This window comes from Microcoleus sp. B4-C2 (assembly GCF_036705265.1).
In the GTDB taxonomy this organism is placed as follows: Bacteria; Cyanobacteriota; Cyanobacteriia; order Cyanobacteriales; family Microcoleaceae; genus Microcoleus.
Genome location: NZ_JAUBUB010000001.1, coordinates 21,659 through 45,272 on the forward strand (window position 1 = coordinate 21,659; position 23,614 = coordinate 45,272).

General features: G+C 45.7%; 20 protein-coding genes. 12 read left to right on the forward strand and 8 right to left on the reverse strand.

The window, feature by feature from the left end; all coding sequences use genetic code 11:
* Positions 1-61 precede the first annotated feature (61 nt).
* Positions 62-649, reverse strand: a complete 588-nt coding sequence (locus QUB20_RS00075; protein WP_333053073.1) for a cytochrome b — start codon at positions 647-649, stop codon at positions 62-64.
* Between the two features lie 639 nt (positions 650-1,288).
* Between QUB20_RS00075 and QUB20_RS00080 the strand changes: the two genes are divergently transcribed.
* Both QUB20_RS00080 and QUB20_RS00085 read left to right on the forward strand, forming a co-directional pair.
* On the forward strand, positions 1,289-5,242 hold the full coding sequence (locus tag QUB20_RS00080) for a PAS domain S-box protein (protein ID WP_333244188.1): 3,954 nt from the start codon (positions 1,289-1,291) through the stop codon (positions 5,240-5,242).
* A gap of 43 nt (positions 5,243-5,285) precedes the next feature.
* The gene (locus QUB20_RS00085) at positions 5,286-5,414 is read left to right on the forward strand and encodes a hypothetical protein (protein WP_333244191.1); all 129 of its coding nucleotides are present in this window, start codon (positions 5,286-5,288) and stop codon (positions 5,412-5,414) included.
* A 144-nt stretch (positions 5,415-5,558) separates the two neighbouring features.
* Here QUB20_RS00085 and QUB20_RS00090 read toward each other — a convergent pair whose 3' ends face one another.
* Entirely contained in the window at positions 5,559-8,834 is a 3,276-nt protein-coding gene (locus QUB20_RS00090) for a tetratricopeptide repeat protein (protein WP_333244194.1), read from the reverse strand.
* A 42-nt stretch (positions 8,835-8,876) separates the two neighbouring features.
* On the reverse strand, positions 8,877-9,239 hold the full coding sequence (locus QUB20_RS00095) for a hypothetical protein (protein WP_333244303.1): 363 nt from the start codon (positions 9,237-9,239) through the stop codon (positions 8,877-8,879).
* A 409-nt stretch (positions 9,240-9,648) separates the two neighbouring features.
* Between QUB20_RS00095 and rpiA the strand changes: the two genes are divergently transcribed.
* From rpiA to QUB20_RS00110, 3 genes are all read left to right on the forward strand, one after another.
* Positions 9,649-10,365, forward strand: coding sequence for a ribose-5-phosphate isomerase RpiA (gene rpiA, locus QUB20_RS00100; RefSeq protein WP_333153978.1), 717 nt, complete (start codon positions 9,649-9,651; stop codon positions 10,363-10,365).
* A gap of 375 nt (positions 10,366-10,740) precedes the next feature.
* A complete protein-coding gene (locus QUB20_RS00105) occupies positions 10,741-11,946 on the forward strand; it encodes an aldo/keto reductase (RefSeq protein WP_445299359.1) in 1,206 nt (401 codons plus the stop codon).
* Positions 11,947-12,160: 214 nt separating this feature from the next.
* On the forward strand, positions 12,161-12,916 hold the full coding sequence (locus QUB20_RS00110; RefSeq protein WP_333244197.1) for a Fe-Mn family superoxide dismutase: 756 nt from the start codon (positions 12,161-12,163) through the stop codon (positions 12,914-12,916).
* Between the two features lie 66 nt (positions 12,917-12,982).
* Here QUB20_RS00110 and rsmG read toward each other — a convergent pair whose 3' ends face one another.
* Together rsmG and QUB20_RS00120 are read right to left on the reverse strand one after the other, a co-directional pair.
* Positions 12,983-13,726: a 16S rRNA (guanine(527)-N(7))-methyltransferase RsmG gene (gene rsmG / locus QUB20_RS00115; RefSeq protein WP_333244201.1), complete on the reverse strand. Its 744-nt coding sequence runs from the start codon at positions 13,724-13,726 to the stop codon at positions 12,983-12,985.
* Between the two features lie 104 nt (positions 13,727-13,830).
* Complete coding sequence (locus QUB20_RS00120) at positions 13,831-14,502, reverse strand: energy-coupling factor ABC transporter ATP-binding protein (RefSeq protein WP_333053058.1); 672 nt, start codon at positions 14,500-14,502, stop codon at positions 13,831-13,833.
* Positions 14,503-14,918: 416 nt separating this feature from the next.
* On the opposite strand from QUB20_RS00120, the gene QUB20_RS00125 reads away from it, so the two are divergent.
* The 3 genes from QUB20_RS00125 (at position 14,919) to QUB20_RS00135 (ending at position 17,121) form a co-directional block, all read left to right on the forward strand.
* Positions 14,919-15,935: a Sll0314/Alr1548 family TPR repeat-containing protein gene (locus tag QUB20_RS00125; protein WP_333244204.1), complete on the forward strand. Its 1,017-nt coding sequence runs from the start codon at positions 14,919-14,921 to the stop codon at positions 15,933-15,935.
* Positions 15,936-16,063: 128 nt separating this feature from the next.
* A complete protein-coding gene (locus tag QUB20_RS00130; protein ID WP_190659407.1) occupies positions 16,064-16,516 on the forward strand; it encodes a DUF3531 family protein in 453 nt (150 codons plus the stop codon).
* 158 nt (positions 16,517-16,674) lie between these two features.
* Complete coding sequence (locus tag QUB20_RS00135; RefSeq protein ID WP_333244207.1) at positions 16,675-17,121, forward strand: NUDIX hydrolase; 447 nt, start codon at positions 16,675-16,677, stop codon at positions 17,119-17,121.
* 150 nt (positions 17,122-17,271) lie between these two features.
* Here the strand turns inward: QUB20_RS00135 and QUB20_RS00140 are convergent, their stop codons facing one another.
* Positions 17,272-17,643, reverse strand: coding sequence for a phage holin family protein (locus tag QUB20_RS00140; protein WP_333244210.1), 372 nt, complete (start codon positions 17,641-17,643; stop codon positions 17,272-17,274).
* Positions 17,644-17,666: 23 nt separating this feature from the next.
* Positions 17,667-18,758, reverse strand: a complete 1,092-nt coding sequence (gene ychF / locus QUB20_RS00145; protein ID WP_333244213.1) for a redox-regulated ATPase YchF — start codon at positions 18,756-18,758, stop codon at positions 17,667-17,669.
* A 121-nt stretch (positions 18,759-18,879) separates the two neighbouring features.
* Between ychF and QUB20_RS00150 the strand changes: the two genes are divergently transcribed.
* Complete coding sequence (locus tag QUB20_RS00150) at positions 18,880-19,239, forward strand: hypothetical protein (protein ID WP_333243004.1); 360 nt, start codon at positions 18,880-18,882, stop codon at positions 19,237-19,239.
* 137 nt (positions 19,240-19,376) lie between these two features.
* On the opposite strand, the gene QUB20_RS00155 is transcribed toward QUB20_RS00150, so the two are convergent.
* Positions 19,377-19,625 (reverse strand): gamma-aminobutyric acid A receptor, epsilon-like protein, encoded by a 249-nt coding sequence (locus QUB20_RS00155; RefSeq protein WP_333244216.1) that lies wholly within the window; start codon positions 19,623-19,625, stop codon positions 19,377-19,379.
* A 358-nt stretch (positions 19,626-19,983) separates the two neighbouring features.
* On the opposite strand from QUB20_RS00155, the gene QUB20_RS00160 reads away from it, so the two are divergent.
* The 3 genes from QUB20_RS00160 to QUB20_RS00170 all read left to right on the forward strand — a co-directional run bounded on the left by QUB20_RS00160 (position 19,984) and on the right by QUB20_RS00170 (position 23,492).
* Positions 19,984-21,546 carry an aminotransferase class I/II-fold pyridoxal phosphate-dependent enzyme gene (locus QUB20_RS00160; RefSeq protein ID WP_333244219.1) on the forward strand — a complete coding sequence of 521 codons (1,563 nt, stop codon included), beginning with the start codon at positions 19,984-19,986 and terminating at the stop codon, positions 21,544-21,546.
* A 99-nt stretch (positions 21,547-21,645) separates the two neighbouring features.
* Positions 21,646-22,239, forward strand: a complete 594-nt coding sequence (gene cbiT, locus QUB20_RS00165) for a precorrin-6Y C5,15-methyltransferase subunit CbiT (protein WP_190659397.1) — start codon at positions 21,646-21,648, stop codon at positions 22,237-22,239.
* Between the two features lie 335 nt (positions 22,240-22,574).
* Entirely contained in the window at positions 22,575-23,492 is a 918-nt protein-coding gene (locus QUB20_RS00170) for a phosphatidate cytidylyltransferase (protein ID WP_333243012.1), read from the forward strand.
* The last annotated feature ends 122 nt before the right edge of the window (positions 23,493-23,614 follow it).

Consider the following 23,614-nt stretch of genomic DNA (forward strand, 5'->3'; position numbering starts at 1 on the left):
ATGTACGGTGGGCAGCCTGCACCTTACCGCTACCAATTGAGAATAGTACCCCATCGCAAATTTATCCCACCTTTTGAGACTTTGGGAACTTACTGTTAACAAAATTTGTCAACCTGCGCCAATTAGCTCTCACAACTTTCTTCTGATCTAAAATATGCAAAATTACGAACGCTAAAAATGTGTACGCCAGCCAAAAATGCAAACTCCTTCCCAAATCAACCATTGCGGAATTCTGCGGAAACACATCGGGTAAAACAATGCCGAAAAATTTCACATTGTTACTTTTGAAAGAGTTAGAAAAAAAGAAGCCTGTAACCGGAACTAGCCACATAAAAACGTACAAAGTTGCGTGCAAAGCAAAATTTTTGTACCATTCATTCGTAAACTTTGGCAGGCGTTTTGTATATTTTTTCCACCATACCCGCAACAGAGTTAAAATCCGCCAAGTCAGTAAAGCCATTGTCAGCACCGCTACGGATTTGTGAAAATCATAAAGGGGGCCTCGAATAAACAAGCCTCTCGGCAATCGAGCCATAAACATACCGCCAATAAACAGCACTAAATAGCAAGCTGACATCACCCAGTGTAAGGACATCAGTTGTTTGAACGCAGAATTAAGTCTGGGTTTCGCAGCGGGTTGGGTAGTCACTGTTCCTTACCTCCTTAGCGTTTGCTGGACAAGATTAAGTATAAACTATGGGACTAAAGTCGGTGGCCGATTGTGCATTATAAGATTTACTTAACTTAAGTATTATAAATATTTATTAAACAGTCTAATTAATTAGATTCACGCTCGTCATTCCCAATACAAAACATCGTATTGGGGTCGATCGCCTCCCAAGCAGTTTTCAGGTCGAGTATCCCCAAAAGCCACAGCACTCATCTGACTCGATAATTGCAACCGCCGCCCGGTTCATCCGCAGCCCCGGCAAATATCCCAAATCGAATCGGAAGTAGGTCAGTCCCAATACTAGGTATTTGAGTGTTATCATATATACTTAAAATCATTGATTGCCAGTTTTTTCCATTGTCTAGGATGCTAAAAGTACAGACCGGGTAATTGCAGCTAAACCTGCTGGCATTGCAACTAGCGGGAAATATCGTCGGCAGACGGTCTACTAACTACAAACAAACACAGTGGTTGCATTGGGAAGCGAAAATCAGGGTGCTGGACAAGTGGTATTTTTGTTACAACTTGTAACTTTTTTCAAACAACAGGTTTAATTTAGTTTCACAAAAAAGTTAAATTCCAGAAAGTAAAATTAATTACAGTCGAGTTAAGCTAAAAGTGTTTGCTAAAAAAAGTAATTCAAGCAACCCCGAAACCAACTATTCTCACTTGATCGACACAGAGGGCGAGTTCGCGACAGCAAAACTTGCGTGCAGCCAACAAGTCGAACAAGATTGGTATGGAACTCTCTACGAGAATTTTCCGGGCATTTACTTCGTTCTAGATGCTTTGGGAAGAGTTTTTTCGCTCAATCAATTCGGCGCGTCTCGCCTCGCCTACAAATCGCAGGAATTAATTTGTCATTCAATTTTTAACATATTTTACTGCCAAGAACAAGGCAAAATGCAGGCAGAATTTGCTGGATTGGCCCAGCCGGAAAACGGTACGTCAACTCCAAAAGTTGCCTGTTGGGAAGGCTGCTTGACTTGCAAAGACGGCAAGATTATTAGGGTAAAAGCTACCGCGCGCGCAATGCCGGCGGTAGATTGGAAAATAGAGGAAAATACTAATGGTCGTTCAATTGCCAATTTCCAACGGCCGGCTGTACTGTTAGTTTGCGAAGAAATTAAGGCTGCTTCGCAGTCACCCATGCCGCCCAACCAGAGAGGAAATTGGCGCAGTCCAACTTTGGCGATCGCAAAATTAGCCAAAAGTCAACTAAAAGAACGCAACAATATAGAAGACTTCATCCGCGAAGTAACAGAAACCGCTGTCAGTATTGTCAACTGCGATCGAGCCAGTATTTGGCTGTATGGCGAAGACAAAACGCAGCTTCACTGCATTGACCTTTACGAACAAAATACTAAACTCCATTCTGTACAAATAATCATCACAGCAGCCGACTGTCCGGCATATTTTCAAGCTTTAAAATCGGCAAGTGCGATCGCAACTGTGGCTGCAGAAAATGACCCCAGAACGCGAGAACTTGTCGGTCTTTATTTGCTCGATCGGGGCGCGACTTCCTTGTTGAACGTACCGATTGTGCTAGCAGGTAAAAGCTTGGGAATAGTCAGCGCCGAACGCCAGGGTTCGGACGGTGATTGGACGGAAGAAGAACACGAATTTACCCAAATATTAGCTGATTTTGTATCCTCAAGTTTGTCAGCTAGCGAAAAGTTAAAATTAGAAGCAATGCGGCACGAACAGCAGCAAAACTTGCTTACCCAATACTACGATCAACTAGAGGAAAGAGTAGAACGACGCACTGCTGAACTCAAAAAAGCCAACCAAAAACTACAACAAGAAATAATTAAAAGAAAACAAGCAGAAGCCGAACTACGCCAGCAGCAACAAGAACAGCAAATTATTTTTGATTCCGTGCCGGCGATGATTTGGCTCAAAGATACCGAAAGTCGCCTGCTGCGAATTAATCAAGCCGCCGCTGCATCGAGAGGTTTGCCCGCAGCTCAATTAGAAGGTAAATCTTTTTATGAAATCTATCCAGACGAAGCAGAGCAATATTATTTAGAAGATTTGGAAGTAATCAATTCCGGCGTTCCCAAACAGGGGCAAGTCGAACTACTACCAACAGCCTCTGGTCAAAAATGCTGGGTGCGGACAGATAAAATACCTTACCGCGATGAAACCGGTAAAGTCGCTGGTGTCATCGTGTTTGCCGTAGATATTACTGATTTAATTAGAGTCGAAAAAGAACTGCGAGAATATCGCGATCGCCTCGCACAAAAAGTCGAAAAACGTACTGCTATGTACAGGCAAGCCATGACCGCTTTGTACTCGGCAAATACGCAATTGCAACAGTTAATTAACAACAGCTATTGCTCTGGCGAAAATGGCAGCAGCCACTCAGCAGCGCGCTTGCTCGAATGCGAAGCTTATTTTGAAGCAGTTGCCGTGGCTGACCGCGACACAATTTTGAGCGTTAGCAGCAATTTTGCCGAACTTTTCGGTTACGAACCGGGGGAAATGGTGGGAATGAGCTTGCTGGAACTACTGTCGCCAAAATCATACAAACAAGCGCCTCAAATGATTTCTGCAGCCAGCAATACAGTCTGTGAAACAATTTTTCTCAAGCGAGATGGAACTGCTTTTCCTGCTGACGTTCGCAGCAAATTCGTATTTTGGGAAGGTCGTTTAGTCCAGGTGAAAGCAGTCCGAGACCTCACAGAACGCAAATTGCTCGCAGCAGAATTAGAGCGATCGCGCTCTCTGCTGCACGCTACCTTAGAAGCAACGGCAGACGGCATCCTCGCCGTTACTACCGCCGGAGAAATGATTAGTTATAACGAAAAGTTAGTTCAAATGTGGGGAATTTATGAAGAAGTTAGAAACTCAATGGATAGAACGCTGCGGCTGGCATTTCTCACGAAGCAAGTGAAAGATCCGAGGGCTTTTTTGCAGAGAGTTAAAGAATTTTATAGCGATGCGGAGTCGGAGGGTTGTGATATTCTAGAATTTAAAGACGGCCGCACTTTTGAGCGCTACACGCAGCCAATTCGAGTCGGACAAAATATTATTGGCAGGGTGTGGCGCTTCCGCGATATTACCTCTCGCGAAAAGGTGACGGCAATGTTGGGAGATTCTCAAAGGCGCTTTCGGGCAATTTTTGATTCTTCTTTCCAATTTGTGAGCTTATTGAAACCGGACGGCACTCTGCTGGAAGCTAACCAAACTTCTCTGGACTTTGCGGGAATTAAGCTACGGGATGTGGCCAATAAACCGTTTTGGCTGTTGCCTTGGTGGGGAGATTCTGAGGAAGTTCAGGAACAGTTGCAAGAGGCGATTTCTCGATCGGCAAAAGGTGAATTTGTCCGCTATGAAGTGGAAGTTCAAGGTGTAAATCGGACGGCAACAGTTGATTTTTCTCTCAAACCGGTTGCGGATGAAACTGGCAAAATAGTATTGTTGCTGCCGGAAGGTCGGGACATTACTAAAAGTAAGCAAGCCCAAGTCGCGCTGCGGCAACAAATAGAACGGGAACGCCTGATCGGGCAGATTCAATCGCGCATTCGTTCTTCTCTGGATCTCCAAGATATTCTCAACACTACAGTAGCGGAAGTGCGGGAGTTTTTGGTAACCGATCGCGTGCTGATTTTCCGCTTCCGACCCGACTGGAACGGAGATGTGGTGGTGGAGTCGGTTGCAGAAGGATGGATGCCACTCAAGGGGATGGGAATTGACGATTGCTGTTTTGCTAATACTTACATCGGGCAGTATTTAAAGGGTCGCATTCGCGCCATAGAGGATATTCATGCTTCTAATTTGAGCGAGTGTCACCTTAAGTTTTTGGAGACTTGTCAGGTGAAGGCAAATTTGGTGGTGCCGATTGTCCAGCAGGGCATAGAACCGAGGGAAGGTAACAGTTCTTGTCAAGTGCCGAAGTTGTGGGGTTTACTGATTGCCCACCACTGTTCGGCACCCCGCCAGTGGCAGCAGTTTGATGTGGATTTGCTGAGTCAGTTGGGTACTCAAGTTGCGATCGCGATCGAACAATCTTTACTTTACCAGCAGCTAGCTGCTGCCAACCAGCGGTTGGACGGGCTGGCGAATTTGGACAGTCTGACTCAACTAGCTAACCGGCGCCGTTTTGACGAGGTGATCAACCGAGAATGGGAGCAGTCGAGCTCTTTGGAACCGCTATCTTTGATTCTGTGCGACATTGACTGTTTTAAACCTTACAACGACAATTACGGCCACCAAGCCGGGGATGCTTGTTTGCAGCAAGTGGCGCGGGCGATCGGGGATGCTTGCACAAACGCACCCGCAGAACGCCTTTATTTGGCTGCTAGGTACGGCGGTGAGGAATTTGGGGTAATTTTGCCAAATACGGATATCGTCGCTGCACAGGCGGTTGCGGAGGCAATTCGCAGCCGCGTCAAAGCCTTGGCAATTCCCCACATCAAGTCTGTTGTCAGTGATTCTGTGACTCTCAGCTTGGGAGTTGCGGCTGTTTCGCCAAGTCAAAATTCCCCGAAAATGTTGATTGAAGCTGCGGATAAGGCACTTTATCGAGCTAAGTCTGGCGGGCGCGATCGAGTGGCTATTAGTGAGTAGTCAGGTTATTTTAGATTTTAGATTTTAGATTTGGGAATTACTGATGAAGCTGCTGGTTTGGAGCTTGTCTACAGTTGCATTCTTGTTTGAAACTGGTATTACTAAAAAAGCGATCGCCCTAACTGGCATAAAGTTAGTGCGATCGCGGTACTATGAATCAGCTATCTATTAATCAGACTCTGGGCGTAGCTTTTACGCCTTTTCACGAAGATTGTTACAAGACTTCACAGAAAGAGGGGAAGAGTGAGAGATGCGGAAATTTTTCCTTCTAATGACAACTGACAACTGATAACTGATAACAGTCAACCGTCAACCGTCAACCGTCAACTGACAAAAGTTGTTGAAACACCTTATACATATCCTCAGCCAACTTTTTAGGATTCCACAAAGGTGCGAGATGTTCTGGCTGCTTAGATTTTACTAAATGCTCTTTCACCGCATTTCGGAAACCAGCATCACGGCCAAACTTAACTCCCCACTGCGTGTATTCTTCCCAACTCCACGCCGCACCTACATCAAGATTTGCACTTTTCAGAAAAGCGTAACCCATGCGCGAAAGATATTGGTCGCCGGATCGAGTTACCACTGGCAAATTCGCCCACAAAGCCTCTAAATTGTGAGTGCCGCCGTTGTAAGGATAGGAATCTAAAAGCACGTCGGCTACATAATAAATAGCGCGGTGTTCTTCTTCACTTCTGGTTTGACCTATAAACTTAATCCGAGCAAAATCTACTCCCTGAATTTCGCATTCTTCGCGGTAAGTGCTGTGAATAATATCGGGGTCGCCTTGACCTTTGCGGATTAACACACTATCTGGTACTTCCTTCAGAATTGTAACTTGAGCTCGTACCATTTCTGGATTGGTTTTTCTCCCTGGCGCAACGCACAAATAAGTCATTTGCTCTAAGCCAATTCCGAGAGCGTTTCTAATCGCCTCTCGATTCACAGGAATGCTTTGCAGTGCGCCAATTGCTACCGAACCAGCAGGCAATCTTACTAACTGTTCTAAGTAATTTTTTTCAACACCAGGGGGGTGAGTGTGTTCGTCGCACAGAAAGTAGTGATTATCTGAAATGTAGGGTGCGTCAAATCCCAGCCAAGAAACGCAAATACCCGCAGGATATTGATACAGCACTTCGACATTTGTGGGCACTGTCATCGAGTCTAAGTCTATCAAAACATCCAAGTTGTCTTGCGCTACTTCTGCAAAGATTTCGCCGCCGTCAGCAAAGCCGTTTGGATATTTTTTAGGCCAGTAAAACTTGCCCGCCATGTCTTCAAACCGCTGCGTAACTTCATCTCGGTGGAGTTTCCCGGTGACGTAAAGGTGAACGTGGGGGGTGATGTGGCTTAATTCGCGAATTAAAGCTTCGCTGCACCAGCCTACTGAGTGGCGGCGGAAGTGTTTGGAAAGGAAGCCGATTTTTAAAGGACGCTGTTCTTTTGTTTGGTAATTTGCTAGGTTGCTTCTGTTAATTTCCTGGCGCTTAGGGACGGCTTTTTGGTAGTATTCTTTGGCAATAAGTCTGTAGAAACTGGCATTCTTTTCGCGGTTGTCTCGCAGGTGAGAAACTGCAAACAGGAAGATTTCGTAGAGCAGTTTTAGTTCGATCATGCTAAAGCTTTCGACTTTTTCGTAGCATAGTTTTTCGATTTCTTCGAGTTTCTGAATTGCCTGTTTGCTGACACCTGATTGCAGGTAGGAAAAGACGTAGGCTGTAGCGGACATGACTGGGGCATTTTCGCCGCAGTTTTCGCAGTATTTGTCGGCTACGCTACGGGCTGCGGCGAGGTTGGTGGAATGGCTTAGCAAGTCGCACAGTTGTTGGTAGGCTTCGCTATATTTGGAGTTGCATTCGATCGCCTTTTCAAAATTGGCGATCGCCTCCAACGGCTTATCTTGTTTTTGAATGTGTCCCATCCGGCAGTAAACCTCTGCCCAATTCGGTTTTAATGCCAAAGCTTGCTGATAGCTGGCTAAAGCTTCTTCCAGCCGCCCCTGCATGGAAAAACAACTGCCGAGGTTAGCGTGAACTTCCGGCCAGTCGGGCTTAACTTTCAGAGTGTTTTGATAATTAGTAATCGCTTCATCGTACTTGTTTTGCTGTAAAAAAGAGTTGGCTATATTGAAGTGCAAAACTTCTAAATGTGGCTTTAAAGCTACAGCTTTCTGATAGTAAGCGATGGCGGCGTCGAGATTGCCTTGTTGCGATCGCGCGCTGCCGATGTTACCGTAAGCTTCTGCCCAATCCGGTTTAATGGCGATCGCATTTTCGTAGCTTTCGATGGCTTCCTCACGCTTTCCTTGGCCCAAAAGTCGATTACCTAAGTTAAAGTGGAAGTCTGCACCCACTAGCTGCGGGTTGAGTTCGGATGTTCTTTTAAAACAGGCGATCGCTGCTTCGATGTGGCCGTGTTGCTGATATACTTTCCCTAAATTCCAGTGAGCTCCCGCTAAATCTGGACTCAGGGCGATGGCTTGCTGGTAATGGGCGATCGCTTCTTCCAAACGCCCCATTTTGAAATACATACTGCCGATATTGGCCCGCACTTCCGCAAAATTTGGCTGCAATTCTAGGGCTTGAGAATACGATCGAATCGCAGCTTCAGTTTTGCCTCCTGCTTGCAAAGCATTCCCTAAAGTTACGTAAGCGTGGATGAAATCCGGCCGAATTTTTAGCGCTTGCTGACAAGCTGCGATCGCCTCTTTAATTTTACCTTGAACTAAAAACTGTTCTGCCAGTTTTTTGTAAGGTTCTACTTCTTGAAAATTAGCAACTTGTCCGCTATCTGGAACATTTAACGATGTAACTTGTTCGGAAAGTTCGGATGGATTTGTAAACGGAGTATTTAAAGTCTCAGTGGTTGGCGCTGGCGGCAAATTGATGCTCGAAGGCTGCAAGCCGTAGCCTTCATCTTTGTTGACAGATACTGATTGCGATTCCCCTGATTCTGTTTCTAATTCGATAAAGTTGCTGTCAGTAGTTTCCCGCTCTTTTTGTGCGATTAAACTCGCTAATTTCTCAGCAGCGCTGGCATTTTCCGGTTCTTGTTGCAGCACTTTTTGATAGCAATTAATTGCTGCATCTAACTTTCCTTGGTGCTGCAAAACGCTGCCCAGCATCAAATTAACCGAGCTTAATTTAGGATTAATGGCGAGAGCTTTTTGGTAATAATTGGCCGCCTGTTCCAATTGCCCTAATTTGTAATACATACTGCCGAGATTCGCGCTAGCTTCGGCAAATTCAGGCTGAATTTTTAAAGCTTGCAAGTAAGCTTGAATAGCCATTTCCAGCTTGTTTTGACTGTGCAAAGCATTGCCCATTGTCAAGTAAGCAGGAGCAAAAGTGGGTTGAAATTGAAGAGCGACATTACAAGAGGCGATCGCCTTTTCAAATTCTCCTTGCAAAACATAAACTTCCGCCAACTTTTTATGAACTTCCGCATCTTCGGGATTAAACTCTAAAGCTTTCTGATAATTCTCGATAGCGCCACCGAGATCGCCTCGCTCTTTCCGCCAATTTCCCTTTTGAAAATAATCTCTCACTGCCTCTAAACCTACTAAAGAATTCCCGATCATTTGCTCTGCCACTCTTACAGATTTTACACTAATAATATTCAACCATTCTACCGACTATCGGTATCGCACAGACCAAGTACACCCTCGATTTATATATTCTACCTGCTGTCTCAGATGATTTTCAGCAGTTGCGCCGCCCGCACCCGCGCCCTCTTTTAAAACTCCGACTATCGCCTCTAAAAACCGCCTTGTATATCCCTCCCAATCTGGTTTACCCGCCCGCTTCCAATTAGTTACCGATGCCAAATTTTCCACCCCTGACATGGAAACTAGACGGGCAAATCCAGCAGTTGTTTCCGGCAAAGCTGCCAATGCACTCGTCACAATCCGGCAACCGCAGGCCATCGCCTCCATCGCGACAATAGATGACGTTTCCAAACAGGTATTCGAGTAAGCTAAAACCGCCACTGAACGCAGTTGCCGGACGAGTTCGGGTTGCGGTACGGAACCGACGTACTCGACGCCTTCTGTTTCCTGGCACTGGCGGTAAAGTTGACAAAAAAAAGCTGGTTATCATTGTCGTATATTTGGTGTACTTTCATGCTTTAAAATAGTTTAATCTGGTTATGGAAACAGATTGACGAATTTCGATATCGAGAAATCAGATTTTCATTGTGGCAATTATCCACCGATTTGTGAACTAGATTTTTTTATTTAACCGCAGAGGACGCAGAAGGCGCAGAGAAAAAAGAGAGAAGTTCCCACTTGAAATAATTTGCCAGTTCCCTCTCTTCATCTTCTTCCTCTCTGCGTTCTCTGCGCTCTCTGCGGTTAAATAAATCCATAATAAATGGTATAATCTTAAAACTATTAAGGAGTACCGAACATGACCACAGAACAAGATCCCGTAAAATTGATGAAACAGCAAGTCGGCTTTGCAGCCGCCGATCGCGTAAAATCTGGTATGATTGTCGGACTCGGCACCGGGTCAACTACAGCTTATACTATTCAAGCATTGGGCGATCGCATAAAATCCGGTGAACTCAAAGATATCAAAGGAGTGCCGACATCTTTTCAATCAGAAGTGTTAGCCAAACAGTACGGAGTACCGCTGACAACACTCGATGAAATTGACAGAATTGATGTGGCTATTGACGGCGCTGACGAAGTAGATCCCCACCTCAACTTAATTAAAGGTGGCGGCGCAGCCCACACCCGCGAAAAAGTAGTCGATTACCTCGCCACTCAATTTATTGTAGTAGTTGACAGTTCCAAAATCGTAGATAAATTGGGTTCGACTTTTCGCGTGCCCATCGAAGTTATACCCATGGCATTAACACCAGTGATGCGCGCCATTGAAAAATTGGGCGGCAAACCCGAACTCCGCATGGGCGTGAAAAAAGCAGGCCCCGTAATTACCGATCAAGGTAATATGGTAATTGATGTCAAATTTGATGACATTGCCAACCCCGGAGAAATGGAAAAAAGCTTGAATAACATTCCCGGTGTGTTAGAAAATGGTTTGTTTGTAGACTGTACAGATTTAGTTTTAGTCGGCGAAATCCAAGACGGAAAACCAGTGGTACGCGAAATTTCTAAATAGTCAAAATTGCCCAGGTTTGGTCATAAACTCTTTGTGGAACAGGCATCTTGCCTGTTCAGGAGAAGGCTGCCATATGGGAGTTACAACCCGCAAAAATACCAAAAATAAGGTTTTTTACCCTATAGCAACCGCCAAGACTATTAAGAAGTTCTTAATCAGTGAAACCCTTGCGATTGTTACATTTTCTTCCTTCTTCTTTCTTCCTTCTGCTATAGCTTTGACCGAAAGCATCCAGGATACAAGCCCCCGGATTCATCCGTGGAGAAAGAAAAAACCTGTATCCGATGAAACTTGCCGAACGTATTTATCCGTGGGGTCAAAGCTTCAATCTAAAATCTAAAATCTAAAATCTAAAATCGATTGACTTTGATTATGATGATGAAATATCGCAGATTCGGTCGCACAGAATTATCCATGCCCGTCTTTTCCTGCGGTGGCATGAGATATCAGTACAAATGGCAAGACGTGCCAGCCAATGAAATTCCCCCAGACAATCAACAAAATCTAGAAGCGACGATTAGCTACTCGATTGAATGCGGCATCAATCACATAGAAACTGCTCGCGGTTACGGCACTTCCGAGATGCAATTGGGGCGAATTTTGCCGAAGTTTCCCCGCGAAAAATTGATAGTGCAAACGAAAGTTAGTCCTAAACCAAACTCCCAAGAGTTCCGCGAAGAATTTGATAAATCCTTAGCTTATTTGCAACTGGAATACGTCGATTTACTGTCACTACACGGCATTAATACGTGGGAATTGCTAGAGGAGTCTATCCGTCCGGGCGGCTGCATGGATGTGGCGAGAAAGTTGCAAGCAGAAGGCAAAGTTAAGTTTATTGGTTTCTCGACTCACGGCCCGACTGATGTGATAGTCAAAACAATTGAAACTAATCAATTTGATTATCTTAACTTGCACTGGTACTACATCAATCAAAGTAATTGGCCTGCTATCGAAGCTGCTAAACGTCACGATATGGGCGTTTTTATTATCAGTCCTTCCGATAAAGGCGGTCAACTTTACAGCCCGCCGCAAAAATTGGTAGACTTGTGCTATCCGTTGAGTCCGATGGTGTTTAATGATTTGTTTTGTTTGTCGCATCCGCAAGTACACACTTTAAGTTTGGGCGCCGCCAAACCTGAAGATTTTAACGAGCATTTGAAAGCTGTAGAATTGTTAGATAGAGCCGATGAAATTTTGCCACCGATATTAGAAAAGTTAGAAAAAGCAGCAATTGATAAATTAGGAGAAGATTGGTTTAAGACTTGGCACGTCGGTTTACCAACTATCGAAAATACTCCCGGAGGTATTAATATTTATGTGATTCTGTGGCTGTGGAATTTGGCGCAGGCTTACGATACGATCGACTATTGCAAGATGCGCTACAACCTTTTAGGTAATGCCAGTCACTGGTTCCCCGGCCAAAAAGCCGTAGCTTGCGGGGCGGAACGCCATCGCCTCGATGAATTAGACTTGCGCCGCTGCCTAGCCCACAGTCCCCACGCTGCTAAAATTCCCGGTATTCTCCAAGCAGCCGATCGGCTTTTTGGAGGCGAAGCCATCCAACGCTTGTCCCAAGAATAATCAAAAAAAAACCCGGTTTCGAGACAGAAACCGGGTTGGTGAACCGGAGCACGTGAGTTAGTTACGCGCATACAATTAGCCTATACTTGAGAAACTCTCACCACCATCGCCCATCCGTCTCATCCATTCGGGCGATACAACTTTTTTTCTCAACTCACTCCCATTTTGCTTTAAGCTGAGATAAAACAGTTAATAATTCACTTAGGTACTTTTTATGACTCTCAAACGCCGAGATTTCTTGTATTTAGTGACTGCCACCGTCGGAGCTCTTACCGCAGGTGCTTGCCAAGCGTCAGGAAATAATGTATCTCAAGCAAGTCCAATTGCAGAAAGCCCAAAAATAGCCCAAACTCCGGGGCCTTTTACACTGCCACCTCTGCGCTACGAATACAATGCTTTAGAACCGCACATCGATGCGCGGACAATGCAATTTCACCACGAGAAACACCACGCCGCCTACGTTAAAAATCTCAACGATGCTGTTAGTAAATACCCGCAACTCAAAAATATCACTGCGGAAAATATGCTGCGAGATTTGAGCAAAGTGCCGGAAGATATTCGCACAACCGTGCGTAACAATGGCGGCGGACACCTAAATCACAGTATGTTTTGGGAAATCATGAGTCCCAAAGGCGGCGGCGAACCCACAGGGGCAATTGCAACAGCAATCCAGCAAAATTTCGGCAGTGTTGACGATTTTAAAACAAAATTTAACGATGCCGGTGCCAAGCGTTTTGGCAGCGGTTGGGTGTGGCTAGTCCGCAATAAAGCTGGCAAACTTGAGATTACAACTACGGCAAATCAAGACACTCCTTTCATGGAGGGCAACTATCCAATTATGGGTAACGATGTTTGGGAACACGCTTATTATCTCAAATACCAAAATTTGCGCGCCGACTACTTAAAAGCTTGGTGGAATGTGGTTAATTGGGCGGAAATTAACAAGCGCTACGAACAGGCGATCGGGTAGTTTTCAATTAGATGAAATACAGGACACGGCCGATGAAATACAGGACACGGCAGTGCCGTGTCCCTACTAGCGCACGGGACGCTCGAACTGCTGTACAACTTTCCGCAAGTAAACGCAGTGCCGCGCCCCCTGACTCGTCGGCGTTGTGAATGCTTCGACTGACTCAACTGTGCCGCCCAAATGCTCGATCGCCCTTTGCAACTCCGTTTCTTCCTCCACCGTCCAATTCCCACGGTAAAGTACAGCCAAACCGCCATTTTTCAGCAGAGGCAGCGCGCATTTAGCGCAGAGAGGAGCGGCTCCAACTGCTCGGAGAACTGCTAAATCATAAGCTTGTTTGTGCTGTGGCGCTCTGGCAATTTCATCGGCTCTGCCCAACAAAGTCGCCGCATTTTCTATCCCTAAAGACGGCACAACTGTTTCCAAAAAAGTAATTTTTTTGCGGGTAGAATCGAGCAAAGTAACTGATAGTTGTGGCAGGGCGATCGCGATCGGCAGGCCCGGAAAACCCCCACCTGTCCCGATATCGATCGCTTTCTGCACCGACTCGGCGACAAATTCGGGATTTTCCGCCGAATTGTGATTAGCTGGCAGCAGTTTCGCAATTCCCCGCAGAGAATCCCACAAATGTTTTTCCCAAAACTCCATCGGTTCGGTAATTCGAGTTAAATTCAAGGAGCGATTTCCCTCGACAATTAACTCATAAAGTCGCTGAAATTGTTGCTGCTGCGACTCATCCGGCTGCCAATTCAGCGTTTTTTGCCACAACTCGTTCATCTGGGGCAACACAGGCATTGTAATTTGATTCATCTTCTATTCCCACTCTTTTGTAAGCTCTGCGAATTCTCTGCACTTAAAAATGCTTCATAATGCGATATACCCGCCCGCACTAACTAATGACTAATGACTAATGACTAATGACTAACAAAACTCGTTTCCTTAGCTTCTAATTTAGCCCGATCGACCTCTTGCAAATCCCCGTGGTTTAGAGTCCAAAATTTATCGGCTACACTCAGCAAATCGCTAGCATCGTGAGTTACAATCAACAAAGTCCAGTGACTTTTCAACTTACTCAACAGGCTTACCAACTGCCGTCGCATCGACCAATCCAAACCCGCCGTCGGTTCGTCCAAAAGTAGCAAATGTGGCTGCCGAATTAGCTGCACCGCCAGGGCTACCCTGCGCTGTTGTCCGCCGCTCAAAGCGTGGGGGGAAGCGCGCAGCGGCAAATGTCCGAGCCCCACTTCTGCCATTGCTGAGTTAATTTGTTCTTGTCCCAATTCAGGATGCCCCAACCGCAATTCTTCTAAAATTGTGCCTCCGCAAAAATGCCTTTCTGGAAACTGGAACACTAACCCTCCTAACTGTTGCAAGTGTTCCGGTGTTAATTCTTGTTCCCGCCAACGGATATCGCCGCTAGTTTTTTCGGCTAAACCTGCTAATATTTCTAATAGCGTACTTTTGCCTGAACCGCTGCGACCCACAATCAGCCCCATTTGCTGCGATGGCAGTTCTAAGTTAATATTTTTCAGAATAGGATTCGGACAGGCGGTAGGATGATATACTAAGTTTTTTAGATAAAGCATTAACGGCAGTTGTTAGTTGGCAGTTGGCAGTTGCTAGTTGGCAGTTGTTAACACTCTACAGTCAACAATCAGAAAAATAGTTATTGTTGGAGGGGGGAACTTCTGGTTGTGCTATTGATAGTTAAGGCGGTTTTTGGCAGGGGTCGATCGCACACAATTATTTTACATAAATCTTAACAAAAATTTCCTTTTTTTTTCAGGAGTGGCGTTTGATTTTTCTGTTTTTTCATGGTATAGTTTAATAATGGAAATCTGTCCGTCAATATATTACAAGTCACACTCCCATTATTAAAATATACCTCAACAACCACAAAAAATCAAGCAAATTTCACTCTTTTTTTGGTGGCGGCCCGAAAGTCTGAAAATTTAACTCTCTTGTTTCTAGTTTACAGTATATTACATTGAGAGAATTGACGATGACGAAAACTCCTTTAGCATCGGTGGGCAAGCAAATGTTAAGTTCTAAACAGACAGTGCGGGCGATCGCCTGTGCAGGAGCGATCGCCCTCAGCATCTGCATTAACTCAGCAGTAGCGGGCGATCCCTTTCGCAGCAGCAACCCGCAGGCGATCGGGCCCAACACCGAAACCGCTTTCAAAACAATGTTTCAGCAAGGAAACTACAAACAAGCAAAAGCACAAGTTCAACAAGCACTATCCACCGAACCAAACGAGCCGCTAGCCTATGCAATGGCAGCCTCCCTCTCATACATCGAGCAGGACTTAAACTCGATGAATTCCTACGCGCAAAAAACCCGCGAAGTCGGCGAAAAATTGACTAAAACTAATCCATTGCGCGGCAATATTTACACAGCAGCCGGTCACTTTCTAGAAGGGGCGAACATTATAGCCAAAGAAGGAACAGCCAAAGGCGCGCCCCAAGCTTTGAGTAAATTGCGAGTAGTATTTCAATACCTAGAGGCAGCAGAAAAAATAGCGCCAAACGACCCAGAACTAAACCTGCTCAAAGGCTACATGGACTTAATTCTAGCCACAAACCTGCCCTTTTCCAACCCCAACGAAGCCATTCAAAGACTCGAACAAAAAGCCTCTCCCCGCTACTTAGCTTATCGCGGCATGGCAGTAGGCTATCGAGACTTGAAAAAGTACGATCGCGCTTTAGAATTTGCGAACAAATCCCTAGCAGAAACGCCAAATAATCCCGAAGTTCTCTATCTAAAAGCACAAATTTTGTTCTCCAAATCCCAGGGAAAAGACAGCAACAAAACCTTACTTGAGGAAGCCCGAAAAAACTTCGACGCCGCCTTAGCAAAACCAGACCAACTGCCGCGCAGTTTAGTAGCCGAAATCTTCTTTCAGCAGTGCAGAACCCGTAACCGTCTCGACAGCCAATCTCGCGCCTGCGACCCGATGCGCGATAAAATCAGAGATGCAGATGGAGTCTGGGGGCCGGCAGCCTTACCACCACTATAAAAAGAGTCAGAGTAAAAGTCAGAAGTCAGGAGTCAGGAGGAAAATTTTCCCTGTCTCCCTCTCTCCCAATTTTCCTCTCTCCTACAATCCAATTCCTGCAATTCCATTCCCTTTCTTTGATAAAATTGATGCAAGTAGAGTTTCGCGAGTTTAACCCCTTTGACCTCTGGATTTGGCTGAAGTTCAGCAACGTGCCTTCAAACGGTGAAAAACAGTATGTTGAAGAAGTGTTTGACTCTTGGTTTTTCTTGGGAAAACTCGGAGGATTTAATGCGGAAAATTTGCAAGTTCAAGATGAAGGCTTAGACATCAGTGATATGAATTACGATGTTAATCTAGCCGACCAAAGCATGATGGCTTTGATGCACAATATGGGAGAAATGGAGTATCAAGGTTCTTGGGCTCGCTGCTGGTTTGATTTGGGCACTAGCGATGCAATTGGCCTCGATGTTTTGATTAATGTTTTCCAGCAACTCAGCAAAGAATTCGTAACGATTGAAAAACTAATTATTGGCGGTGAAAATATAGACTGGCCGATTGAAAATAGGAGGAGCAGAGAGGGTTTTGCTGCTGATAATTAAACGTTGGCACGACACGGATGACACGGATACACGGATAATATAGTCCTGGACGCACGGGTAATCAGAAACCGGGTTTTTTTCCTTGAATACTTTGTTACAACGCTTGAAGGGCAAAAAACCCGGTTTCTTTGGTTTTGATGCGTAATGACTAATGACTGATGACTGATGGCTATATTATGCAAGGTAAAATTCGCGTCATTGTTTTAGGATTAATTCGATCGGGCGATCGCATCTTCGTGTCAGAATGCGAAGATCCGGTCACAAAAGACACATTTTACCGCGCTTTGGGCGGCGGCGTAGAATTCGGAGAGCACAGCATCGACGCTTTGCAAAGAGAGTTTCAAGAAGAAATTAAAGCCGAGTTAACAAATATCAAATATTTGGCTTGTTTGGAAAATTTTTTTATTTTTAATGGCCAAGCCGGACACGAACTAATACAACTATACCAGTGCGATTTTGTCGATCGCAAATTTTATGAATTGGAGAGTCTGGATTTTGCAGACGGAGATGGGGAACATACTGCATTTTGGATACCGATCGAGCGCTTTCGATCGGGCGAATTGCGCCTAGTTCCCGACAAATTTATCGACTACTGTGAAGGCTAATAACTCAACCCATACCAAAAAACAAATACCTGATATGGCAGAATTACACCTAAAATATTTGCCGTCGGGGCGGGTTTCACCTGAAATATTGACGATAACTAACAGGATGAATAAACCCGCCCCTTCCTTCCGCCCGCGCGTTACCTTGATCTACCGTAAATTTGGCAGCTTATCCAACACGTCATAGAGAAGAGAGTTAATAAAACCGAGGGCGATCGCCCCCAGCAAAGCACTCCAAATTCCCCACCGCAAGCGAAACCCTTGGACTAGCCAAGCCGCCAATCCAAACATAGCAGCGTTGATAACCATCGCAAACAAGCTATAAGTGGGCAACGCAAATGGTTCAACATTTCCCACAAAAACCGGCCGCACCAAAGCATTCAGCAATCCAAAAACGGCAGCCGAAATCATCGCTTTTCCAAAACTGTCAATATCTACCCCGATGGGCAACTTGGAAAGAATAAAAAAGCTCACAGAATTAAGCAGCCAAGCAATTGCCACCGAAAAGATATCGAGCTTCATTTGGCAATCTCCTCGAAAAAAAGCTAAACATTAAATCGGAACAACAGCACATCCCCCTCTTGTACAACATACTCTTTTCCTTCACTGCGAACTAAGCCTTTTTCCTTAGCCGCATTCATCGCGCCCGTAGCAACCAAATCTTCATAAGCTACAGTTTCGGCCCGGATGAAACCCCGTTCAAAATCAGAGTGAATCACCCCCGCAGCTTGCGGTGCTAACATTCCCGCGATAATTGTCCAAGCGCGAGTTTCCTTCGGGCCGCTAGTAAAATAAGTCCGCAAACCCAATAATTCGTAAGTAGCTCGAATCAGAGATTTCAAGCCACCTTCTTTTACCCCCAGAGATTCTAGGAAATCCGTTCGTTCTTCCTCGGATAACTCCACCAATTCTGACTCAACTTGCGCCGAAACTATAACAACCTTAGCATTTTCTGCTTCTGCTACTTCCCGCACTTGTTCGACATAGCTATTTCCCGTTGCTAAATCGTCATCAGATACGTTAGCCGCATAGATAATTGGTTTGTTGGTCAGTAATTCCAAACCTTTAACTAATTCAGCTTCTTCATCTGTGAAATTGTACTGCCGCGCAGGTTTCCCGGCATTCAAAACTGCGACTAATTTTTCGAGTACATCCACTTCTGCCTGAGCTTCCTTATTGTTGCGGGCGAGCTTGCGAGTGCGATCGAGCCTGCGTTCAATTTGAGCTAAGTCTGCTAAAATTAATTCGAGATTGATAATGTCAATATCTCGCTGGGGATCTACAGAACCGGCAACGTGAATAATATCATCATTGTCAAAACAGCGGACAACGTGGACGATCGCATCCACAGCCCGAATGTGAGACAAAAACTGATTTCCCAGTCCTTCTCCCTGACTCGCCCCCTTCACCAAACCCGCAATATCCACAAATTCCATCCGCGTCGGCACAGTTTGCGCGGAATTGGAAATATTGCTCAGCACCTTCAACCGTTCGTCTGGCACTGCCACGATACCCGTATTTGGCTCGATCGTACAGAAAGGAAAATTAGCAGCAGTCGCCTTGGCATTAGCAACCAGAGCATTAAACAAAGTAGATTTGCCAACATTAGGCAGTCCGACAATTCCGGCAGTAAGCATAGCTATTTAGAAACATATCACTGTATCAAAATATCATAAGGAATAGCAATATATATGACTTGTGTGTTTTAACTTCCACTGCTAAGCTTGAGTAAATATACAACTTAAGGTAGATGGCTCAATGGTTAACCGATGGTTAAGCAAAGTGACGATCGCTGCGGTGCTCTCGCTGCCTCTGTTAGGACTCACAGCAGCTAGCGTTTTCGCTGAGAGGGTCAAACTTTCGGTGATTAACAACAGCGGCAAGACGATGACAGTCCTCCAGTCGAGTAATTCCGACGATGATTGGGGAGAAAACCTGTTAGACGGTCCGCTTGCCGATCGGGGCACTGTCCCTTTTGAATTTGATTCAGCTGAGTACGAGGATGATATCTCGGATGGCTGTGTTTTTGATATCATGGCCACATACTCTGACGGCACACAGTCTGATTTGCGTGGTATTAACTTTTGTACAGCGCCGTCGATCAACTTCAGTAAGTAGTTAATCGATAATTTAGGCAAAAACCGAGTTTTTTCAAGTCTGATATTCCACAAAAATATTGGGGACTTTGGGGAAACTCGGTTTTTGCGATCGGCCTGACAAACAATCTTAAATTTCGCGATCGACTAAAACATAATTTAAACAGGTTCAGGGATTGTCTGAGGAATAGGCTCCGGCACTGTTTGAGGAATTGGAGAGGGTACAGTTTCCGGCACCGGTTCGGGAATTGGCTGCGGAATTGGCGCAGGTACGGGTTCCGGTACGAAGCCGGGAATCGGTTCGGGTACGGGGCCCGGCACTGGTGGCGATGCGGGTATAGTCGGGAACCCCGGTTCGGTACTGGGAATCTGCGGGCCTGGAAACGGACTAGGGTTGGGAAAAATCATGTTAGTTTTTTGCTCGCTAATAGAGATGTTTCAAAAATATTTGGTCGCCACTTCTAGCTATATTTTTCAACAAAAATAACTGAGTTGTGGTACTGTTTTATATCACAACTTTAAACTAAAGATTGCAGGGCGTACATCTATCTAAATAGCTATAATTAACTGTTAGTTCCGCAGAAATTTATGCCTTTAGCATTAAACTAAGTAGGTGGTTACAAATAAACATTAGATGGGGAGGGCGCGTGAGTACAGCAAGAAACTGCCTGAGAGTAAAGGTACTGGCCGAGCCCGTCCCTACAAGATATTATGGTTTTTTCATATCGCTCTACTTAGATATCAAATACAGCAATCAAGATTAATCGTGTCACCAGCAAACTCTCAACAACAAACGCCTCTATTAGATGCCTTGCGCGATCGCACAAATCATCCGCACGCCCCATTCTACGCCCCCGGACATAAACGCGGACAAGGAATCTCTCAACCCCTAATTGACTTATTCGGTGCGGCAGTATTTCGATCGGATTTGCCCGAATTGCCGGAATTAGACAATCTCTTTAACCCAGAAGGTGCAATTGCCGAAGCTCAAGAATTAGCCGCCGCAGCATTTGGAGCCCAATCAACTCGATTTTTGGCTAACGGTTCAACTTGCGGAATTATCGCCGCCATTTTAGCAACTTGCGGCCCAGGAGATAAAATTATCCTACCTCGAAATATCCACTCATCGGCAATTTCTGGTTTAATTTTATCCGGTGCAATTCCCATTTTTGTCAATCCAGAGTACAACCCGGATTGGGATCTTGCCAACAGCATCACCCCAGAAGCCACAGCCTCCGCATTAGAACAACATCCCGACGCCAAAGCAGTAATGATAGTTTACCCAACCTATCACGGCGTCTGCGGGGATTTGCGGGCGATCGCCCAACTTACCCATCAATACAACATACCGTTATTAGTAGACGAAGCCCACGGCGCGCACTTTAACTTTCATCCAAACTTGCCAGAATCGGCACTATCAGCCGGCGCCGATTTAACAGTACAATCAATCCACAAAACCCTCGGTGCAATGACACAAGCATCGATGCTGCACGTCAAGGGCGATCGCATAGATATCCAAAAATTAAATAGAGCATTGCAGTTAGTACAATCTACCAGTCCGAGTTATATACTATTAGCATCCCTAGACGCAGCCCGCCAACAAATCGCACTCCACGGCAAAGAATTAATGGCGCAAACTTTACAGCTAGCAGAAAAAGCGCGATCGCGCATCAGTCAAATTCCCGGCTTATCAGTTTTAGAACCATTAAATACACCGGGTTTTGCAGCATTAGACCGAACCAGGCTAACAGTAAAAGTATCAGATTTAGGAATTACAGGATTTGCCGCAGATGAAATTCTGCACTCGCAACTCGGTGTCACGGCAGAATTACCAATGCCGCAACATTTAACATTTATTATCAGCTTGGGAAATACAGAATCAGATATTGACAATTTAGTTAAAGCTTTTACGATTTTAGAAGGAAGAAGGAAGAAGGAAGAAGGAAGTTCGGCAACGGATTCTGTAACGGATGTAACGGATGTCAGGAAGAAGGAAGAAGTCCAAAAGAAGAAGTCCGAGAGAAGAAGTCCGATGTCCGATGGAAGATTTGCCCAATCTCCCAATCTCCCAATCTCCCACTCTCCCCCTCTCCTCTCCCCCCGCGAGGCTTTCTTTTTTCCAGCGGAAACAGTACCAGCAGACAAAGCAGTCGATCGACTCAGTGCCGAACTCATCTGTCCCTACCCCCCAGGAATACCAGTCCTGATGCCCGGTGAAATCATTACCCCAGAAGCCGTTGACTACCTGCAACAAATCCTGGCCGCCGGCGGAAAAATCACAGGTTGTAGCGATCCCGGCCTCCAAACTCTCAAGGTTGTGCGACAGTAAATATTAAGGCTTGGGGGAAATTGGCAGAATTTCTACTTCTTCCGCGAGTTCCAACTTCGGTCTTGCTTCAATCAAAAATCAAAAATCAAAAATATAACTATGCTTTGGCCCTACGTCACTCCAGGCATCCCGGATGACTTATTTGAACGTTTACCGGGAATTCCCATGAGTAAGCGAGAAGTCCGACTGCTGTTAATATCCCACCTGCGGCTGCAAGCAGATTCAGTCGTGTGGGACATCGGTGCAGGTACTGGTACGATCGCCGTAGAAACAGGTTTGCTGTGTCCTAAAGGTCGGATTATTGCCGTTGAAAGGGACGAAGAAGTAGCAAGCTTGATTCGCAGAAATTGCGATCGATTCGAGCTCGACAACGTAGAAGTCATAGAAGGTAGTGCCCCGGAATGTCTGGAAAACCTGCCCCAACCCCCCCACCGAGTCTGCATCGAAGGAGGTCGCCCCATTAAAGCCATTCTCCAAGAAGTCTGGCGGTACTTGCAACCCCACGGTAGAGTTGTCGCCACAGCATCGAATTTAGAGAATCTTTACGCCCTTTCCGAAGGTTTCGCCGAGTTACAAGTCCGCAACATTGAAGTAGTCCAGTCCGCCGTCAACCGCTTGGAGACTCGCGGCCTCAGTCAAACCTTTGCCGCCGTCAATCCCATATTTATTCTCAGCGGCGAAAAGCTGGATTAGAAGTTAGTTGACAGTTGACAGTTAACTTTAACCTGGTTCCTCGGCAGAGCCTGGGAATACATACCCAATGCCCCATGCCCTATGCCCTATGCCCATTCCTAAATGTAATTCTTAATCTTTTTTAAGTTCACTTAACCTTCATACTTAAGAATAGGGGCCACCATAGCTGGATTGACCGCCTGACTTGAGATATTGGATGACCGATGGGGGATGGGGGTTAGTTGTGCAAGGGATCAACTCGTGCTCTAGAAAAATCCCAAATCTCAAATCCAAAATCCAAAATCCAAAATCCAAAATCGAATGATCCACCGCCGTCTGCAAGAGAAATTCATTTTATGCCTTGGTCTCGTATCCTGAGTGGAATAGTTGCGATCGCCCTTGCTTTGGGAATGATTATTATGGGCGGATGGTACTTCACCGTCGGCTTTGGAGTCATCGTCTACCTAGGCCAATTGGAATATTTTCAATTAGCCAGGGCGAAAGGTATTGCACCCGCTGCCAAAACTACCTTAGCCGTCAGTCAAGGGCTATTAATTACTGCCGCCCTAGCACCGGAACTCGTAGATGCCATGTTCCCTCTAGCGGGAACCTTAATCTGTTTCTACCTGTTATTCCAACCTAAATTATCGACGATCGCCGATATTGCCTCCTCAGTTTTAGGATTGTTCTACGGCGGTTATTTGCCCAGCTATTGGGTACGGCTGCGAGTCGGCCTCGACCCAGCCAATCTTGCTACAACCCAATTTTCGCAAGCAGTAGCAAGCAATTTGCCCGTTAACATTTACTCGCCGCCGTCTTGGACAACTTCTAGCCATATATCTTTAGGATTGACTTCGCTGCTGCTGGCTTTCTTCTGCATCTGGGCCGCTGACATTGGAGCTTATTTTGTCGGCAAATTCTTCGGGCGCACTAGCCTATCCCACATCAGCCCCAAAAAAACCGTTGAAGGTGCCGTATTTGGAGTTTGCGGCAGCATCGCCGTGGCAGTCGCTGGTTCTTGGTATTTACACTGGCCGGGGTGGCAGTATACTGGGGCTGCTTTTGGTATGTTGATTGGGGTTGCTAGCCTGTTGGGAGATTTAACTGAGTCGATGATGAAGCGAGACGCCGGCGTTAAGGATTCGGGACAGTTGATCCCCGGTCACGGCGGCATTCTCGATCGCACCGACAGTTATGTTTTTACCGCGCCGTTAGTCTACTATTTTGTCACTTTACTCTTGCCAGCGATCGACTCTTTTTTAATTAATCGGTAATTGGGAATTGGGAATTGGGAATTGGGAATTGGCCAAACAGGGCATTGGCCAAACAGGGCATTGGGTATGTATTCCCAGGATCTACCGAAGAACCAGGTTAAAGCCAACAGCCAACAGTCAAC

Bases quoted from the DNA above. Each gene is read 5' to 3' on its own strand.
- QUB20_RS00085 (WP_333244191.1), top strand. From the start codon at position 5,286: ATGAAGCTGCTGGTTTGGAGCTTGTCTACAGTTGCATTCTTGTTTGAA.
- rpiA (WP_333153978.1), top strand. From the start codon at position 9,649: ATGACCACAGAACAAGATCCCGTAAAATTGATGAAACAGCAAGTCGGC.
- QUB20_RS00105 (WP_445299359.1), top strand. From the start codon at position 10,741: ATGATGAAATATCGCAGATTCGGTCGCACAGAATTATCCATGCCCGTC.
- QUB20_RS00110 (WP_333244197.1), top strand. From the start codon at position 12,161: ATGACTCTCAAACGCCGAGATTTCTTGTATTTAGTGACTGCCACCGTC.
- rsmG (WP_333244201.1), bottom strand. From the start codon at position 13,726: ATGAATCAAATTACAATGCCTGTGTTGCCCCAGATGAACGAGTTGTGG.
- QUB20_RS00120 (WP_333053058.1), bottom strand. From the start codon at position 14,502: ATGCTTTATCTAAAAAACTTAGTATATCATCCTACCGCCTGTCCGAAT.
- QUB20_RS00125 (WP_333244204.1), top strand. From the start codon at position 14,919: ATGACGAAAACTCCTTTAGCATCGGTGGGCAAGCAAATGTTAAGTTCT.
- QUB20_RS00130 (WP_190659407.1), top strand. From the start codon at position 16,064: ATGCAAGTAGAGTTTCGCGAGTTTAACCCCTTTGACCTCTGGATTTGG.
- QUB20_RS00135 (WP_333244207.1), top strand. From the start codon at position 16,675: ATGACTGATGGCTATATTATGCAAGGTAAAATTCGCGTCATTGTTTTA.
- QUB20_RS00140 (WP_333244210.1), bottom strand. From the start codon at position 17,643: ATGAAGCTCGATATCTTTTCGGTGGCAATTGCTTGGCTGCTTAATTCT.
- ychF (WP_333244213.1), bottom strand. From the start codon at position 18,758: ATGCTTACTGCCGGAATTGTCGGACTGCCTAATGTTGGCAAATCTACT.
- QUB20_RS00150 (WP_333243004.1), top strand. From the start codon at position 18,880: ATGGTTAACCGATGGTTAAGCAAAGTGACGATCGCTGCGGTGCTCTCG.
- QUB20_RS00155 (WP_333244216.1), bottom strand. From the start codon at position 19,625: ATGATTTTTCCCAACCCTAGTCCGTTTCCAGGCCCGCAGATTCCCAGT.
- cbiT (WP_190659397.1), top strand. From the start codon at position 21,646: ATGCTTTGGCCCTACGTCACTCCAGGCATCCCGGATGACTTATTTGAA.
- QUB20_RS00170 (WP_333243012.1), top strand. From the start codon at position 22,575: ATGCCTTGGTCTCGTATCCTGAGTGGAATAGTTGCGATCGCCCTTGCT.